Genomic DNA, 16120 nt, shown 5'->3' with positions numbered 1-16120 from the left:
CCCCGATCGGCCCCATTTGCCCATTCACCCCCCGCTCTCGGCGAGGGCCAGAAGTCGATGTGAGCCATCGCCTTCGGCTCTATTCCAGAAAGGGAAACACCATGAAGCGCAGCACCCCCAGCAACACCCAGCGGGCGGACATCTATCAGGAGGTGACGGACCATATCATTTCCCTGCTGGAAAGCGGTTGCCGTCCTTGGTCCCCGTCGTGGACGAGTGGAGCGGCGACCTTGCCCCGGCGTCACGGGGGCGAAGCCTATCAGGGCATCAATATCCTGTTGCTTTGGTCGCAGGCGATGCGGCGCGGCTACCGCAATCCCACATGGATGACCTTCAAGCAGGCTTTGGAGCTTGGTGGGAACGTCCGCAAGGGCGAGCGCGGCTCGATGGTTGTCTATGCCGGAAGCCTCACCCCGAAGGGCGGCGAGGACAGCCCTGCCGATGGCGAAGGCGAGCGGCGTATCCCCTTCCTGAAACGCTATGTCGTTTTCAACGTCGAGCAGATCGAGGGGCTTCCCGAGGGCAAATATCCCACCCCGGAGCCGGTCATTCAGAACCGGGACGAGCGCGACGCTGACCTTGATCGGGCTTTCGCCGCCTATGGCGTGGCGATCACCGAGCAGGAGGGCGGGGCCTATTATAATGAGCAGGCCGATCGCATCACAATGCCGCTTTACGAGAGTTTCACCAGCGGCAACGCTTTCTATGCGACCCTTGCCCATGAGGGAATCCATGCCAGCGGTCACAAGAGCCGGTTGGACCGCGAGACGCTGCATAAATATGGCGAAAGCATCGCGACGAGGGCGAAGGAGGAACTTGTGGCCGAGATCGGGGCCGCCTTCCTTTGCGCCGCCCTTGGCATGGAGCCGACCGAACGGGAGGACCACGCCGCCTATATCGACCATTGGTTGAGCGCCCTTCGGCACGACAAACGGGCGATCTTTCAGGCCGCGACCGCAGCACAGGCCGCCAGCAATTTCATCCTCGCCGCCATGGACGCGGACGAGGCCCAGCGCGCCGCAGCGTGATCGAGGGGGGCGGCCCAGCGCCGCCCACCTCCTCCCCGTCACCATAGGACAGGCAGATGAGCGCCTTCGACTTCCAGCAATTCCGCGCGGCGCTTGATGCCCTTTTGCCCGTCGAGCGGGCGCAGGCCGTCTTTCCAGCACTCCGGTCCTTGCCCATCGGCGCGCGCGTCGGGCGCTATGTCCGAGAGCCGGGAGCCGACAAGTGGCGCTGCGAATACACATCGACCCGCCATAATCGCGCCGGGGAGGAGCTGACCTCCCACCATCGCACCATGACCTCTGCCTGGTCGATTGCGATGGACGTGGGTTTTCCATCGAAACACCGGGAAGCGGAGATCGAAGAGATCGCGCGCGCGGCTCATGCCGTGATGCTCGCGCAGGGTCTCACCCGGCTCCCCGAGCGCGGCAGCGCCGAGGATGACGCGGCAATGGCGGAACTCTCCACCGATGAAGCGGCCGAGATCGTTGAGATCGAGCGCGAGGCGGTCGCTCCGGCACCGGCCACGAAGGATGATATCTGGCGTCGCCAATATCGGGAGGACATGGCTCGCAAGCGGACGATGGGGGTACAGCCCGACCTATTCGATGGACCGTCGATCACCCACTATCACCGTCTTCCTCGCCGTCCCGCCTTTACGATGCCGCCCCGCGAAACGCTCGCCGCGAAGCTGGAGCGGATCAAGGGCAATCCGCTTGCAACCTTTGGTCCTCCGGGCGATCGCCAGCCACTATCGCCCATGGAGAAGGAGAAGCTTTTGCGTTCGGCCGCGAACTGGCTTCGCGTCGGGCAGCGCGTGCGGGTCAAGGACTCCATGCGGTCGGTCGATGGCAGCATCGAGCGGCGCGTTCTCGGCCGCGAGGGCGTCATTTGGCGCCTGTGCAGCGTGATCTTTGACGATCACACCTATGTCTTCCTCGATCCCGTAAGAGGCGAACGCAGCGAAAAGGTGGTGTTTATCGAAATTCGCGACTTGGAGCCTATCGAATAGGCAGGCCGAATCCGCTCGGCGCCCCCGATTTGGTCGCCTCTTAAGCCGCGAAAATCGGGACCAAATTGGCCGATTTTCTTGCCTTTTTCACCCATTTCCGCTAGACCGTTGTGCCAGCCCGATTGTTGAAAGGATCGAGCCATGAACGCGAACACGCCCTTCCCCGCACCGCGTCCCGCCATCAGCGCGGCCGAGCGGGCGCGCCGCGAAAAGGCGGTCAGCTTCGCCCGTGGCAGCGTCCGCTACGAGGGCGGAATCCTCACCGATGAGATCGAGCGGATCAACGCCCGTTTCATCGCCGGCGAGCTGACCACGGAGGAGTTTGTCAGCGCGGTTGGAGCATCCGACACCGCTCGCCTTGGTTGAACAAAACGAAGCCGCGCGCACTTATGCGCGCATTGTTGAACTCGCCCTGGACCCGGTTCGGGGCGAGTTTGACGTTGACCATCTGCGCGAGGTTCATCGCCGCATCTTTCAGGATTTGCCGCACCACGGCCCCGGCGAGTTTCGGCCCGATGCACCGGGCCACTTCAAGCAGCGCGCGCTAGAAGCGAGCAGCGCCCGCATCGTTGTGCCGTATGCGCTGCGATCCGAGACGGATCAGCATCTAGGCCCGACGCTTGCCGCCCTGCAGGGCGGCAAGGCGCTATCCGGCCTCGACACGCTGGAGATGTCCGAGGCCATGGCGCAGACCTATGCGCGGCTCGATTATCTCCACCCCTTCCGCGAAGGGAATAGCCGCACCCTTCGCAGCTTCACCGAACAGCTCGCTCGCGAGAACGGGCACGAACTGGATTGGGGCACCACCAACGTCAGCGCCAAGTCGCGCGATGACCTTTATGTCGCGCGCGACGTGGCGGTTATGAATCTCCGCTATCCCGACCTCACCGAAGAGAAGGTGTTGAGCTTGGAGACGCCCGAGGAATATCGGGCGGGCGTGTTGATGCTTCAGCAGCTTCACACCTACCGGCATCATGATCCCTTGCAGGAGATCATTCGCAAGTCCTTGGAGCGGGGCCGCGATCAGGAGCCTTACGACCGGCGCATGACGGTGCTGGACGCGGCGCGCGAGATCGGCGCGGTCGCGCCGATCGCCGCGAACCAGGCCGCGCGCAACGCGGAGGAGGCGAGGCTTGCCGTGTTGCGTCAGAAGGCCCCGGCGGCGACCGAGCAGCAGGCCATAGAGCGGCGCGAGTGGATCGCGCGGGAAGGTAATATGGCGGCCCTCTCCGAGCGGCTAGGGCAGATCGAGAGCGGCTACATCACGATACGGCACGATCCCGGCGCCCCGGCTCTCGATCGCCTTGCTGCGCTCGCCGACGGCATCGGCCGCGAGCTGGCCCAACAACGCTCCGCCCCTTCCCCGTCGATCATCCCTATGCGGCCTAACGGCCGAGACGATATCGAGAGATAGCCTCTGAAGGCGGCTACCGGGACCGATCAGCACCGGCTTGTGCAAGCGGCACGAGAGCGCGCGCGTCGCGAGCTGGCGCCCGTTCCTCGCACTCGCTCGCCTGTCCAAGCATGATCCATGCGCGGCCATAGGTCCGGGCCGCCATATAGAACACGCTCCCGGAGCAAGCGACGATGCTGCACCGATCCACACGGCCGATTAGGCTTGCGGTGCCGCCGAATTTCGCGGCCATGGCTTCCAGATCAACACGCTGTTGAATCCCGCAGGCACAGCATTGCGAGCGCGCGAGCGCGTTGGAGCCGATGAGGGCGCCGATGGATCGCGCCCAGCGCGGGAAGAGCGGTTCGATCGCCATTCCCGCATTTCTACATAGGCCCGCTATGGGCGTCCATAATGACGCGAGATCCGCTGCGCGGATCGCGGCGCTGATCGAGATCGGCCCCGTGGCCGGTGCCGCGAGCGCGGGCTTGGTCTTCGCTGCGCTACGCTACGACCAGGCCCGCGCTGGTCGAGCTGTCCGGCCTTCAGCCGCGATGATCGAGCGCCGCTTTGGCGTCGCCGGCAACAAGGGGTCGTCGCTCCCTCTGTGCAGGGGCTGGACCGTCTCGGCCGCGTTCCGCTGCCTCCCTTGGCGATCGGGCGGTATCCCCGGCCTTCCCTCCACGTTGTTCCGCAGGTAGTCTTTTGCCCTCTCCCCTCACTCGCTTCGCGTGGGTAGAAGAGGACAGGCCACCAGGACCGAGACAAAACGACGTCGAACCATCGTAAAGGCGACTAAGATGCCAAACAGAATCCCGCTCGATCCGGCTTTGCGGGCGGGCTTTGACGAGACATCCAACGACCAGCGCAGCAAGGCAGAACTGGATGCGTGGTGGGACCATCCCTTTGGCCGGACCCGCCCTGACGGTCGCATCGACGTGCGTTGCCTCAATGGCGGAGCGCATGACAGAAGCTCCGCCCTTGGCGTCGCCGACTCCTATGACGAAGCATGTGCCTTGGCAGAGGAAAAGCAGGCCAACTGGGTCCGGCAGCGGGAACAGCCGATCCCTTCCTGTCGGGACGGGAAAATCATCATGGTTCGGCAGCCGCAGAGGCCCGATGAACAGGAAGTCATTTTGGGGGAATATCAGCCAGAGCAGGAATCGAGTGGAGCCTAATCCTCCATTTTGCTTATCCCCATCGCGACGTTACCTCGCTATCGGTATCTGATTGATGTCCGTCGTCCACGACGGGCTCTTATGGCTGCGCTTGGTATCGAATCCTCGCGCGCCAAAGCCTTGCGCAGCGAGCTGGACCGTGCCGCGCCCATAGCGATCATTGAGGCCATCCATCGCCGCAAGCAGGGCGGGCGCGCGAGGATCGGCGACGGCGAAAAGATCGCCTTGCCCCGCGCCTTCCGGCACCAGCTCCTCCAGCAGCACGCCGCACTTCGTATAGACACCCCCCGGCTGATACATTGCCTCCATCATCTTGCCGGCGAGTCCGGCGATGATGCGCGGATCGTTGCTGGGCGGCGACAAGCGCGTCTGACGGCTCGCAGATGGCGGGTTGGGTCGGTAGCGCGAGCCGTGGGCGAATACGATCAGGCGCGTCGCCATGAGGGCCTGGTGCCGTATCTTCTCGGCCGCGCGCACCGCGCGCCGCACCATTGCCTCGCGCAGCTCGGCGAGATCGGTGACAGGCGCGCCAAACTGGCGCGTGACGGCCGTCGCCTTGCTCGCCTCCGGCTCGGGCTTGAAATCGTCGCACTCGATACCGTTCAGTTCGCGCACGAGGCGTTCCAGAACGACCGTGCCGACATCGCGCGCGACGGCCGGAGGAAGAGCCGCCAGATCGGCCGCTGTGCGGACCCCAAGGGGATGAAGGCGAACGGAAAGCGCTTTTGCGACGCCCCAGACCTCATGGACCGGCCACTCGGCGAAGAGGCGCGCGCGTAGCTCCTTGTCATGGAGATCCACGACACCGCCCCACACCTTTTCCGTGGCCTTGGCGAGCGCGTTCGCGACCTTGGACAAGGCCCGCGTCGGGCCGAGCCCGATGCGGGTGGGAAGCCCTGTGGTGCGGGCGATGGCCTCGCGCAACCTGTGCGCCGCAGCCACGTCACCCAACCCATTCGGCAGGACGGGGAGACGGTAGAAGCTTTCGTCGATCGAGTAGATCTCCACGATGTCGCTATGCTCCGCGATCACCGCGTTGAAGCGACGGTTCATGTCGGCATAGAGTTCGTAGTTGGATGATCGGACCTCGATTCCGTGTCGCTTGATGATGTCGCGGATTTTGAAAAACGGCTCGCCCATCTTGATATGGAGGGCCTTGGCCTCCTCGCTCCGCGCTATCGCGCAGCCGTCGTTGTTGGACAGGACGACGACCGGCACACGGCGCAGCCTGGGATCGAATACCCTTTCAGAGCTGACGTAGAAGTTTGCGATATCGACGATCGCGTAGGTCATCGGCCGCGCCTACCGCTGGTAGTCGCGGACACCGGCGCGCACCACGCCCCATATCTCCGTCTGATCGTCCGCCATCTGTTCCGGGTAGCTCTGGCGGCTGTTGCGTGCCTCCAGATACGGCACGCGGCCTCGATAGACGAGCTGGCGGCAGACGAATCCGCCCGCGACGATCGCAATCACGATGTCCCCGCTTCGCGGGGTCACATCGCGATCGACCACAACCACGTCGCGATCCGCGATGCCGGCATCGACCATGCTGGACCCGTCGATACGGAAGACAAAACTGCCGGCCCGGTTGAGCCTCAGCAGTTCGGCCAGGTTGATGGCGTCCTCTTCCCAATCCTGGGCGGGACTTGGAAAGCCAGCTCCCGCAACGCCGATCGGCCTAAGCCGGAGCCCCGGCGCCATATCGGCGAGCGGGACCGGCTGCGCGGTCGGCAGCATCATGTTCAGAATCCCTGTCTCTTGCTCCCTCATAACGCGCATAGGAACATATTGGGAACACGCCTTGTTGGCGGTTCGTCGCTTTTCCACAATCGCGTCGCTTTCCTTTACCTCCGCAGGCGCGCCACGACCGCTTTCCATTCGGCCTCGCTGCACGGGCCGAAGTCCATCGACGGGGACGTTTCGGTAGGCGTCAGCATGGTCGGGTGACGCCGGCAGACGCTGCAACGCATGTGATCGGCGACTTTGGTCATCGTCGCATCCCAACGATGAATGGCGAACCATCGCCAAAGTTTCGGCCCATCGACAATGCCGACATGGCCGCAATTCCCACACTCCGCTTTCACGTTCATGGATGCTAGGCGGAGATCGTCCAGCCTGTTGAAGTTGGCGACCATTTATCCAAGGCTGATATTGCGCTTCGCCATTTCCAAGGCGGCGATCTCACCGATCGCGCTATCGCCGCCCGAAAATATGTCGGCGAGGTCCAGCAGATCGTCATCGGTGAGCACCGTGATCGAGGTCTCGATTTCAGCGATGCGCTTGAGTGCGCGCGATCCGCGATCGGCGCGCCATTTGGTCCGGTCTTTGGGCATGGCCGCCTTCTAGCAGGCGTCGGATTGATTGTAAGCTAGTCTGCAACCCTGAGCATTGGACCCTGCCCCAATGCAACGCAGATCGCCGCCCATGTTCGCTGAGCTTGAGGATCAATGGCCTGGGCTTGGTCGCGCTGTAAGGCCGCCACCTCACCGGCGCGGGCTCCGAAGCAAGCAGTCATGGACTGCGCGTAGCGAAGAATGATGTCGGAGCGGGATTGAGCGCTGTGCATACTCAAGAGGACGATGCGGCTTCGCTGCTACCCGCGCTTTCATGGAAGAGAGCCGCCACGCCCTCCCCCACAGCGACCCGGTAGCCGAACAGCGCCTCCGCGGCGAAATCGGTCTCCCCATTTCGGAGCCGGTCCGCGATCTCATCCAGATCTTGCAGCATGTCGTTCACCGTTGCAGTCTTGGGCGCCTGCAGCTCGATCACGATCCGCTTGAGGGGGTAATTGGAAAGATCGCGATCGTCGATCGGACGATGCAGGCTTGGCATGTGCTTTCCTCTCAATTCCGAGAGCGTTTCCGCATCTCTAGGCGGGCGGCTTCCTGCTGCAAACCACGGCGCTTCCAATAGGCCGGCACGCCGATCGCGATGCCGAAGGCAAGGACGAGAAATGGGAAAGAGGCCGCGAGCCGCACCATCGGCAAAATCGCATCATGCGGAAGGCCCACCCCCCGATAGATTGGTCCCGCTGCCAATGCCGCTATAATGGCGCCAGGCATTGCCATAACAGTACGCGACCACGCCTGAGATACGCGGCTGTCCAAGGCGTTGAAACGGACGCGGAGCTGGAGCTGGTGCGCGGCGCTGAACGGATTCTCGCAGACAAGGAACCCGCCGAGTACGAAGTGGTCGATGATTCTGACTGCTTTGGTCTTGTCCGCCCTCACCATAGGATATTGCTCCAAACCATGCCGTCCGCACCATACCCTAGATAGTCTATGCTCATTGTGGCTTCTTTCAATCCGAAGAGCCGAGCGTCTCCCGGATGGCCCTCCCTCAAGGTGGCAAAGACGGCTGCTTGCAAGGGCGACATGATGTCAACAAAACGGTGGTTTAGTTGACTGACAACCACGAACCCTGCGCTAAAAAGAATCTCCAGCATTTTCAGGGATTGTGCAGCGCACAAAAACTGGCGAATTTGCGGCTGTCAACTAAATACAAAAAATTGCACATTTGGTTGACAGCGATTCCGACGCCGATCAGAACAAAGCGAGTATATCACAAAGGGCCGATTATGAAACTCGGATATGCCCGTGTCAGCACTGGCGAACAGAACCTAGCCCTACAGATCGACGCGCTCCGCGCGGCGGGTGCGGAGGCCATCTTTGAGGACAAGGGCATCAGCGGGTCGATGGTCCTTAAACCCGCATACGGAGATATGTTGCGCCAGGTGCGTGCCGGTGACGAGATCATGGTGTGGCGACTGGACCGCCTTGGTCGGTCCCTCCCCGCTCTGATTGGTGAGCTGGAATTGCTTGCGGGGCTGGACGTAGGGTTTCGATCGCTCACAGAGCAGATCGAGACGGTGACGCCGGCAGGGCGTCTCTTCTTCCATATGGTTGGTGCCTTCGCTCAGTTCGAGCGGGACGTGATCCGGGAGCGCACGAATGCCGGCCTCCAGTCGGCGCGCCGCGCAGGCAAGAAACTCGGCCGTCCCGCATTGATCGGCGACGAGCAATGGACGCAGGCCAAGACCTTGATGGCCGAGCCGACGAACATGGGCGCAGCGGCTGTCGCGAAGCTGTTGGGCGTAAGCCGTCAGGCCATCTATAAACGGCTCGACAAGGACAAGGCCGCACAGGGAGGCGAGCTGGCAGCCCTCCCCTCCCCTCCCCGTCAGACCGAGAGGGCCAAGAAAGCGGCGTGATGGTCGTCATCTAATCCACCCAATCGACGGGTCTGCCTGTCTGCGTGGCGATCGAGTTCCAGCGCCGAGCTTCCTTCACGGCGTTGCTGTCTGACGCACCTGGGCGTCTATCCCTGCCTAATGCGGGTTCGGTCTGCGCCCCAAGCAGAAAACCGGCGCTGCGCGCCTACGGTTTCCGCAAGCGGACCCTCCGTTTTTCAGCTTGCCCGCGTCAGGGGTGCCGCCCCGGAAAAGTGCGTCAGCAACGACGTATGAAGGAATGGCATTATGAGGAACATCGCTGAATTTCGCATCATCGGTCGCGTCGGTCGCATCGAGGTTCTGGACAAGGTGGCTTATATCAACGTCGCCGCTAACTATGGCCGCAAGGTCAATGGTGAGTGGCAGGACGATACCCACTGGAACCGCGTCACCGTCTTCGGCAAGGGCATCGAGCGCGTTCAGAAGATGGGCTCCGGCGACTTGGTACACATCACGGGCCGGGTCCGTCAGACGCAGTATGATCGTCAGGGCGAGACGGTCTATGGCGTGGACCTGATCGCCGACGCCTTCGCCACCCTCGCCTATAACGGCAAGCCTGCCGAGGATGACGGCGAGGATTAAGGTCGATGCGGGGCGGCAGAGCCCGCCCCGCTCGATTGCTAAAAGGATTTCCATTTAGCAATCGAAAGGCAATCGCAAGGCGTGCGAGTGGCTTGCGCTATCCAATGTAAATCGCAAGGCTGGCGAAAGGCAATGGACATGCCTTGTGACAGGCTTTAGATTGCCGTTCGCAATCACTGTCGAAATCCAATGGCTTTCGATTGGATCGCTTTAGGATTGATCGATTAGTGAAGGGTCGAAGATGGCGGTTATCTCGATAGGCAATCCGAAGGGCGGTGCCGGCAAGACGACGCTCGCGCTTGTCCTTGCTGACACGCTCGCGACAAACGGGGCGCGCGTCACCGTTATTGACGCTGATCCCAACGCCATCATCGAAAAGTGGGCACAGAAGCGGGAGAGGGCGGGGAGGGATTTGCCCTATCGCGTGATCCCAAGGCCGACCCAGGCGGAAATGATTAGCACCATCGACCGCGTTTCGAACGAAGACGAGTTCGTCATCGTGGACCTTGAGGGATCAGCTTCGCAGATGACCTCGCGGGCGCTGGCGCGGTCGCACATGGTCCTCGTGCCGTTCAATCTTTCTCCGATCGATGCGGAGCTGGCGGCGCAAGCCGTCAGGGCGATCAAAGAGGAGGAGGAAGCGCTGCGAAGGAGCATCCCGTTCCGCCTTGTCAGGAGCCGAACGAACGCAGCCATCGCGACCAAAACGGCCAAGCGGATCGTCGATGCTATCAACGCGGCCGAGCTGCCATTACTCGATACGTCGCTCGTTGAGCGCGCAGCCTATCGCGACATTTTCGAGTTCGGGTTGCTGCTATCCGAGCTGGATAAGGGCTCCGGGCAACAGGTCGAGAACGCGATCAAGAACGCTGGCGAGTTGGCGCAATCCGTCGTGGCTGCGCTGCGAGAGGAGTATCCCGCATGACCGACTTCGGTTTCAGCAAGAGCGGCGAGAAACCAAAGGAGGAGGGTGCCGCACCCGCCAAACTGGACCTTGGCGGGATGCCCAAGGGGCCGATCGTCAACGACCCTATGAGGGAACGCGAGGCGATGGACCGAGCCGAGCGGGTGGGATTTACGGATCGCGGTCAGGGCAGGGGTGTGCTTCGCCGGAAGCGCGTCGCCCAGCCTACGGCGACGGTCTATGTGAAGGGACCGGAGGAGCTGATCGAGTGGTTTATCGCCTACACCGAGGAGAAAGGCCACCAAGCCTATTGGAAGTCGATCGAGGACTTCCGGGCCATCGTGGAGGGGAATAGGCGGGGCGAACGGTGACGGCTGCGATCGTCGGACAAAGAGACCATCGCAACCGGATATGATGCCCGCGAAACCTCGGGTCATGTCGTCCTGTCGGATTCCATCGGTGTGACTTCGGTGATGTCGCCCGCAGTCAGGAGGTCGGATAGCTTCACGTCCGATCGGAGCGGACGTGCGACGCCAAAAGGCACCGGGTCAGTGAGCATTGCGGGCAGATCGCCAAGATGATCGGCGAAGGAGAGGGGTTTCGGCTTGCGTCGATTCTTCATCCGCGAATGTTCCTTCCGATGGATCTTAGGCCGCAGTCAATGATGCCAGATGAGCGGCTACGGCCTTAGCGCCATGCTGCGAGATTGCCGTTGCAATGGCTTTTGCCTCCGCCTTTTCCATGGCTGCGATCTTGATCTTGTCGAGGGCAGAAATGAGAGTGGGCCTGCCAGCATCCCGAGCCGCAGCCTCAGCGGCCTTCTCCTGCGCATCTAGTTCGGCCAACTCGGCTTGGAGCTTTTCACGACGCTCCTTGATGCTGGCAAGATCGGGCTTGGAAGATGTGCGAGCCATGAGGTTACTCCGATTGCGATGGCAGGATTTGACGGCCGGATCATGCCGAATGAGGGTTGAGAAAGCCAGATGTGTGTTATGCTCTCGGTCGCAAAAAACTAAACGAATGACGCGCGCCAAAGGCGCACAGCTTGATTGATGAAGCCTCGCCGTGGGCCGAGGTGGCGAGGGGAGGGAAGGGCGCCGAAAACAGGCACCTCCTCCTCCACGTCTTTATCGGTTTGGGCTTGAGAAATGGAGGTTCGAGGGGTAGGTAGAAGCAAGGTTTAGGTATGGCAGGATATGCCACATGGCACCAATGTAATACATTGGCTGATGTGGTGCCGCTGCACGGGGCTGTAGGGATGATGGTAAGTCTGCGTTTGAAGGAAGAGCTGATCGCCGAGATCGACCGCATCGCTTCCGCAAATGGGCAAACCCGCAGTGCGTGGATCGCGAACGTCCTTTCGCGGGCAGCGCTTTCTCCCGAGAACGATGATCTTCCAATCGGCGTAGAGGAGGGACGGGGACATCCTGACGATCAGGTTCGCGTGACGGTGCGCCTCCATCGCAGCGAGATCGAGGCAATTGACAGGATTGGTACGCCGCTACGTCTCACCCGCAATGAATGGATCAAGCGAGCGCTACGATGGCAGCTTTGGGACAAAGCTGGGATGCTTCGTCTCGCGCCGGTTACACAGACAGAGATCGGTAAGGTACGTAAGCAGGTGCTGGCGATAGGCCGAAACATCAACCAAGCCGTCCATGCGATGAACGCGGCCAATCAGCCGGAGAGCACGCTTAACCTGGCCCGGATCGCCGAACCGTTCCTGGAAACCTGCGCGGACCTGAAGGCCCTTCTGTTCGCAACGCGGCGAGAGCTGTCCTCATATGTTGGGGGCGAAGTGGGCTATTGGACCGGGGCATTTAAGGATGCCGGGAAGTGAGTTTCCGGCTCTCCCCCGGCACGCTCGATTCCATGGCGGGCGTCTATGCGCCTCCCAAGAAGTATCGGATGGGATCAGGTGGCGGAAAGGGCAAGAGTGCGAAGTCGGGTGACGCGATACTTGTCTTTGCGCTCGCCGCTATGGTTCCGAAATCGTCGCATTCGGGGACGGCGTTCCGTCCCAGCTCGCAGACGAAACACGCCTTTGGAACAGGCTCACATGCGGGCGTCAGCGGGCGTGCAATCGCGGCGATGGATCGCACCGCGCGACGATCGCCAGAGGTGATGGTCCGTATCACGGGACGTCAACATGGCGGTGGGCACGTCCTCGCAAACTTTTCTTATATCAGCCGCCTTGGGCATGGAGCGGAGAAGCAAGTGCCGCTCTATACGAGTGATGGCGACATTCTCCACGACGGGAAGGACATGCAAATTCTTGCCCAGGATTGGCAGGAATGGGAGATGGGAGATGATGCGCGTCGCAAGGGCGCTACGTCCATTTCCATGATCCTTTCCATGCCTGCGGGCACCGATCCCGAGCGGTTGAGAGAGGCGGCGCTGGACTTCGCACGCGAAGAGTTTGCGAACCGATCATGGGTGGCGTCGCTCCATGTCGATCGCGACCATCCCCACGTTCACCTCACTTTCGCGCGCCGCGATCATGATGGCCGCCGTTTCCATCCGAGCCGCGATGACCTCTTTCGCTATCGGCAGCGGTTTGCGGCGAAGCTGCGAGATCGAGGTATTGAGGCGAACGCCACTCCTGCGAGAGCGCGGGGCATCGACCCGAAGCATGAGCCGATCGCGGCGAAGAAAGTGCGGGAGAAGGGGCAGGTTCCGCGCGTGGACAAAAGCCGTGCCGAACGCGCGCGGAGCTTCCGCGACCGAGGCATTCCCGATCCGGTGAACGCTGTCCTTGCCAATCAGCGGGCGACGGTGTTGACGGCCTATGAGCGGTCGATTGCGGAGCTGTCATCGTCCCCCTCGCTCGCCGATCAGGCGATCGCCAAGAGCCTTGAGAAATTCGTCGCTTCCATGCCGGCGCCGGAACCCAATTCGGTGCGGGCGGATCGATTGGCGAGGGGCGAGCGCGATGCTCCATCTCAGCCTGGTCGCGACGGAGGTGTGACCCCGGCGCTAGATCCGGTTGCCGCTGCGCTCGCGCGGGCGAAGGCGATGCGCGAGCAGATCGAGGCGGGCAAGAGCGACTTGTCGGCGCGCGAGCAGCCGCAGAGCGGCGCAAATGCCGAGCGTCCTTCTGGTGTATCGGATCGTCTGCGCTCGCTGATGGACGAGGCCAGTCGGTCGGCTCCGGCGCCGGAGCCTGGCAAGGCGGATGACATCATGCGACAGACCCAGGAGCGGGATCGAGAGCAACGCGAGCGCGATCGGGCACGCGATAAGGATGGACCACGGCGATGACCACGGAAGGCAACGACGTCATCATGGCGGCTGTGCTGGACGCCCTTACGATGGTGCAGGGCCAGCTCGACACGATCGCGAAGAGCAACGCGCGGATTGAGGCGACGCACAAGGACATTCTCCATCGGCTCGACACGATCGACGCCGGTCAGGCGGGCGTTACGGACTTGGTGCCGGTGTTGGAGACGATCCTTGGGCGGTTGATCGAGGACCGCGACGTGAACCGCGCGGGCTTTGCGAAGACGGCCGAGGTTGCCGCGTTCGCCTATGCCGCAGCTATGGGCAACCGGATGCCTCTGCCCGTCGAGGTGGCGGATGATCCGTTGCTCGAACGCTTCATGCTCCTTCAACCCCCCGATCATGTCGCAGAGGGCCGCGCCCTGGTGGAATGGCGGCGCACGATCAAGAGCGCCGGCACGGCCGAGCTGGTCGATGTCTTGAGCCGCCAATATGAACCATCGCCCACCGACACGCCCGAGGCGCGGGTGCTGCGCTATCAGCTCGCGGCACTCACCCGCGCGGAGATCGATGGCCGCGGCGATGCGTTGCCGGCGTTGCCGCACGGCACGGTAGCGCAAGATCGGTCCTCGCAAGCGCGCAAGGCGCGTTCGGAGGATCTAGCGCGGGTGTGGCGCGCTGGCCCAAGCGTCGCACTGTTCGCGGAGGCCGAGCTTGCCCCGACGCTGGACCTTTTCGCCAAGGCAGAGCGCGAGCGCGAAGGGACGATCGGCGAGGCGCAGCTTTCGGCCGAGCTGGCGGCGCTGCATGGCGAGTTGGGCGATCGGATCGAGGCGGGCGAGCGCCCGTCGCTTCCAAGAGGGCGGGAGACGAACGCCGGCGAGCGGTCGAGCGCGATCGAGGCCGATAACAGCAGGCGGCGCTAGGGGCCTCCTCGCGGTTGTCAGCTTGAGTGGTCGAGCTTCGGCTACGGCACACGATCTTCGCACGAGCCTGGCTCAAGACCTGATCCTACACGTACCATGTTGGTCAGAAATTCGGCAAAATGCCGGCCTTCGTCCAAGTCGATCCACAGGGGTTGGAAGGGGCCTTCAATCCTATCTAGCCACTCTCGCAGCTTTGCTCGGTTGTCGGCAGCGTTCTCACGTTCGACAAGCGCGCTCGCTATCGCGGCTGCCTGCATGGAATAGCCGACATTGGGCAGGCCGGCAGGAAAACTCGTAACACCCATTATTGTCCCTTTCTGGAATAGAGCCGAAGGCGATGGCTCACATCGACTTCTGGCCCTCGCCGAGAGCGGGGGGTGAATGGGCAAATGGGGCCGATCGGGGGGGAGGGGGATCGCCCGCCCTGCACAAGCCGCAGGCGCGGAAGGGTGGGGAGACCGCCCCGRTCGCCAAGCGGAGCGCGTCACGCGCGGAGACGGTCCAGCCCTTGCACAGAGGGGGGCGGCGCCCCCTTCATGACGGCGGCGTCAAAGCGCCGCTGCGGAGGATCAGGCCGAAGGCCGGCAGCTCGATCGGCGCGGCCTGGTCGCAGCGAAGCGGAGACCAAGCCGACGCCCGCGGCCCCGCTCGGGAGCCGCCACTATCGGCGTCGAGATCCGCTGTGCGGATCTCGGGCATTGGATTTCACGCGAGGATCGTCACCTCTGGCCGAAACCGCTTTGCGGGTTCGGTCGCAGCGAAGCGGCGATAGAGCCGTGGCCGAAGGCCCGCGCCCGACTACTTCTTGGGATGCGATGTTTCGACAGGCGCGGCCGACGACGACCCTTGGTGCGGAGCAATTGCATGGCCGATGCCAACCAGCACCAAGATCACAGCACCGAAGCGAAGCGTCTTCTCAATGAAGCGCCGGCCCTGCATGTGGCCGTAGGAATTAAAGACCTCCACGCCATATTCATTCCGGCGATTGAAGGCAGCTCGCCGCGTGAACTTCCACAAGACGATGCCGGCCAGGATCAGCAGAACAGGGATGATCGTCACGACACGGCTCCTTCCGATGACTACCTATCATCATTTTGCGCTGACGATAAGGCAGCGCACCTTGATCGGCGCGCACCTGGTCGCGGTGCCGATCGAAGGGACGCGCCGTCGCGCGTTCACGGCATGGTGTCGGCTCGATGCCGATCAGCATGGCGGGCGGGTTTGCGGAACGAAGCAAAAAAAGGGAGGGCCGAAGCCCTCCCGCTGCTCATTTGATGAGCTTGGCGAGTATCGGACCCGCCAGAGACGCTAGGCTGATGACCCCGAGCATGATGCTGAGGATCGTAAGCTGCGTTTTCAGGCCGTCGATCTTGCTCTCCAGCGCCTTGTTCTGCGCTTCCAGCGCGGCGTTCGCTTCCTTGATCTTGAGCGCCATAAACTCCTCTAGCTGCTCGACGACCGCCGTAGCTTGGTCATCACCTACCTTGATTGATTTCAGAGCCTTAAACAATGTCACTTGCATCCTGTTCTCCTTATCGTTGACGAACAGGAGTGTCGGACCATGGGCGCGTAGCGGCCCCGGCGGTCAGGGACCGCGAAGCGGCCGCGACAGCGGGCAACGGGGGAACCGAAATCCGCAGGATTTTGGGGGGACCGTTGATCCTTGACGG

The 16120-nt window shown here is 62.5% G+C and carries 23 protein-coding genes; 12 read left to right on the top strand and 11 right to left on the bottom strand.

The window, feature by feature from the left end:
• Positions 1-101: 101 nt before the first annotated feature.
• The 4 genes from ASF14_RS10120 (at position 102) to ASF14_RS10105 (ending at position 3431) form a co-directional block, all read left to right on the top strand.
• Positions 102-1028 (top strand): ArdC family protein, encoded by a 927-nt coding sequence (locus ASF14_RS10120; protein ID WP_017980884.1) that lies wholly within the window; start codon positions 102-104, stop codon positions 1026-1028.
• A 56-nt stretch (positions 1029-1084) separates the two neighbouring features.
• On the top strand, positions 1085-2017 hold the full coding sequence (locus tag ASF14_RS22245) for a hypothetical protein (RefSeq protein WP_017980885.1): 933 nt from the start codon (positions 1085-1087) through the stop codon (positions 2015-2017).
• Between the two features lie 141 nt (positions 2018-2158).
• On the top strand, positions 2159-2383 hold the full coding sequence (locus ASF14_RS10110) for an antitoxin VbhA family protein (RefSeq protein ID WP_017980886.1): 225 nt from the start codon (positions 2159-2161) through the stop codon (positions 2381-2383).
• On the top strand, positions 2352-3431 hold the full coding sequence (locus ASF14_RS10105; protein WP_020486684.1) for a Fic family protein: 1080 nt from the start codon (positions 2352-2354) through the stop codon (positions 3429-3431). Before ASF14_RS10110 ends, ASF14_RS10105 begins: the two co-directional genes overlap by 32 nt.
• 13 nt (positions 3432-3444) lie before the next feature.
• Here the strand turns inward: ASF14_RS10105 and ASF14_RS10100 are convergent, their stop codons facing one another.
• The gene (locus tag ASF14_RS10100; protein WP_017980888.1) at positions 3445-3786 is read right to left on the bottom strand and encodes a hypothetical protein; all 342 of its coding nucleotides are present in this window, start codon (positions 3784-3786) and stop codon (positions 3445-3447) included.
• 424 nt (positions 3787-4210) lie between these two features.
• Between ASF14_RS10100 and ASF14_RS10090 the strand changes: the two genes are divergently transcribed.
• The gene (locus ASF14_RS10090) at positions 4211-4588 is read left to right on the top strand and encodes a hypothetical protein (protein WP_017980890.1); all 378 of its coding nucleotides are present in this window, start codon (positions 4211-4213) and stop codon (positions 4586-4588) included.
• Between the two features lie 30 nt (positions 4589-4618).
• On the opposite strand, the gene ASF14_RS10085 is transcribed toward ASF14_RS10090, so the two are convergent.
• The 5 genes from ASF14_RS10085 to ASF14_RS10055 form a co-directional block, all read right to left on the bottom strand.
• A complete protein-coding gene (locus ASF14_RS10085; RefSeq protein ID WP_017980891.1) occupies positions 4619-5881 on the bottom strand; it encodes a Y-family DNA polymerase in 1263 nt (420 codons plus the stop codon).
• 9 nt (positions 5882-5890) lie between these two features.
• Positions 5891-6328 carry a LexA family protein gene (locus tag ASF14_RS10080; protein WP_017980892.1) on the bottom strand — a complete coding sequence of 146 codons (438 nt, stop codon included), beginning with the start codon at positions 6326-6328 and terminating at the stop codon, positions 5891-5893.
• 395 nt (positions 6329-6723) lie between these two features.
• Positions 6724-6921 (bottom strand): hypothetical protein, encoded by a 198-nt coding sequence (locus ASF14_RS10070; RefSeq protein ID WP_017980894.1) that lies wholly within the window; start codon positions 6919-6921, stop codon positions 6724-6726.
• A 235-nt stretch (positions 6922-7156) separates the two neighbouring features.
• Positions 7157-7420 carry a hypothetical protein gene (locus tag ASF14_RS10060; protein ID WP_017980895.1) on the bottom strand — a complete coding sequence of 88 codons (264 nt, stop codon included), beginning with the start codon at positions 7418-7420 and terminating at the stop codon, positions 7157-7159.
• An 11-nt stretch (positions 7421-7431) separates the two neighbouring features.
• Positions 7432-7821, bottom strand: a complete 390-nt coding sequence (locus ASF14_RS10055) for a hypothetical protein (protein WP_017980896.1) — start codon at positions 7819-7821, stop codon at positions 7432-7434.
• Between the two features lie 167 nt (positions 7822-7988).
• Here ASF14_RS10055 and ASF14_RS10045 point away from each other — a divergent pair, with 167 nt between their 5' ends.
• The 4 genes from ASF14_RS10045 to ASF14_RS10030 all read left to right on the top strand — a co-directional run bounded on the left by ASF14_RS10045 (position 7989) and on the right by ASF14_RS10030 (position 10676).
• Positions 7989-8798 carry a recombinase family protein gene (locus ASF14_RS10045; protein ID WP_231292105.1) on the top strand — a complete coding sequence of 270 codons (810 nt, stop codon included), beginning with the start codon at positions 7989-7991 and terminating at the stop codon, positions 8796-8798.
• Between the two features lie 267 nt (positions 8799-9065).
• On the top strand, positions 9066-9401 hold the full coding sequence (locus tag ASF14_RS10040; RefSeq protein ID WP_017980899.1) for a single-stranded DNA-binding protein: 336 nt from the start codon (positions 9066-9068) through the stop codon (positions 9399-9401).
• Positions 9402-9642: 241 nt separating this feature from the next.
• Positions 9643-10326: a ParA family protein gene (locus tag ASF14_RS10035; RefSeq protein WP_017980900.1), complete on the top strand. Its 684-nt coding sequence runs from the start codon at positions 9643-9645 to the stop codon at positions 10324-10326.
• On the top strand, positions 10323-10676 hold the full coding sequence (locus tag ASF14_RS10030) for a hypothetical protein (protein WP_017980901.1): 354 nt from the start codon (positions 10323-10325) through the stop codon (positions 10674-10676). Before ASF14_RS10035 ends, ASF14_RS10030 begins: the two co-directional genes overlap by 4 nt.
• Positions 10677-10738: 62 nt before the next feature.
• Here the strand turns inward: ASF14_RS10030 and ASF14_RS10025 are convergent, their stop codons facing one another.
• Both ASF14_RS10025 and ASF14_RS10020 read right to left on the bottom strand, forming a co-directional pair.
• Positions 10739-10927 carry a hypothetical protein gene (locus tag ASF14_RS10025; RefSeq protein ID WP_017980902.1) on the bottom strand — a complete coding sequence of 63 codons (189 nt, stop codon included), beginning with the start codon at positions 10925-10927 and terminating at the stop codon, positions 10739-10741.
• Between the two features lie 25 nt (positions 10928-10952).
• Positions 10953-11219: a hypothetical protein gene (locus ASF14_RS10020; protein ID WP_017980903.1), complete on the bottom strand. Its 267-nt coding sequence runs from the start codon at positions 11217-11219 to the stop codon at positions 10953-10955.
• A 272-nt stretch (positions 11220-11491) separates the two neighbouring features.
• Here ASF14_RS10020 and ASF14_RS10015 point away from each other — a divergent pair, with 272 nt between their 5' ends.
• From ASF14_RS10015 to ASF14_RS10005, 3 genes are read left to right on the top strand one after another with little or no spacing between them, the layout of a single operon-like run.
• Positions 11492-12145, top strand: coding sequence for a ribbon-helix-helix domain-containing protein (locus ASF14_RS10015; protein ID WP_231292106.1), 654 nt, complete (start codon positions 11492-11494; stop codon positions 12143-12145).
• Positions 12142-13566, top strand: coding sequence for a relaxase/mobilization nuclease domain-containing protein (locus ASF14_RS10010; RefSeq protein ID WP_029721116.1), 1425 nt, complete (start codon positions 12142-12144; stop codon positions 13564-13566). Before ASF14_RS10015 ends, ASF14_RS10010 begins: the two co-directional genes overlap by 4 nt.
• The gene (locus tag ASF14_RS10005; RefSeq protein ID WP_017980906.1) at positions 13563-14450 is read left to right on the top strand and encodes a hypothetical protein; all 888 of its coding nucleotides are present in this window, start codon (positions 13563-13565) and stop codon (positions 14448-14450) included. The genes ASF14_RS10010 and ASF14_RS10005 overlap by 4 nt, the downstream gene beginning before the upstream one ends.
• Positions 14451-14491: 41 nt before the next feature.
• On the opposite strand, the gene ASF14_RS21880 is transcribed toward ASF14_RS10005, so the two are convergent.
• The 3 genes from ASF14_RS21880 to ASF14_RS09995 form a co-directional block, all read right to left on the bottom strand.
• On the bottom strand, positions 14492-14755 hold the full coding sequence (locus tag ASF14_RS21880) for a hypothetical protein (RefSeq protein ID WP_062069418.1): 264 nt from the start codon (positions 14753-14755) through the stop codon (positions 14492-14494).
• A gap of 493 nt (positions 14756-15248) precedes the next feature.
• Positions 15249-15509 (bottom strand): hypothetical protein, encoded by a 261-nt coding sequence (locus ASF14_RS10000; protein ID WP_017980882.1) that lies wholly within the window; start codon positions 15507-15509, stop codon positions 15249-15251.
• Positions 15510-15717: 208 nt separating this feature from the next.
• Positions 15718-15972, bottom strand: coding sequence for a hypothetical protein (locus ASF14_RS09995; RefSeq protein ID WP_017980881.1), 255 nt, complete (start codon positions 15970-15972; stop codon positions 15718-15720).
• Between the last annotated feature and the right edge of the window lie 148 nt (positions 15973-16120).

The organism is Sphingomonas sp. Leaf257 (assembly GCF_001422185.1).
GTDB classification, from domain to species: Bacteria; Pseudomonadota; Alphaproteobacteria; order Sphingomonadales; family Sphingomonadaceae; genus Sphingomonas; species Sphingomonas yabuuchiae.
This window is presented reverse-complemented; position numbering and strand designations above follow the sequence as displayed.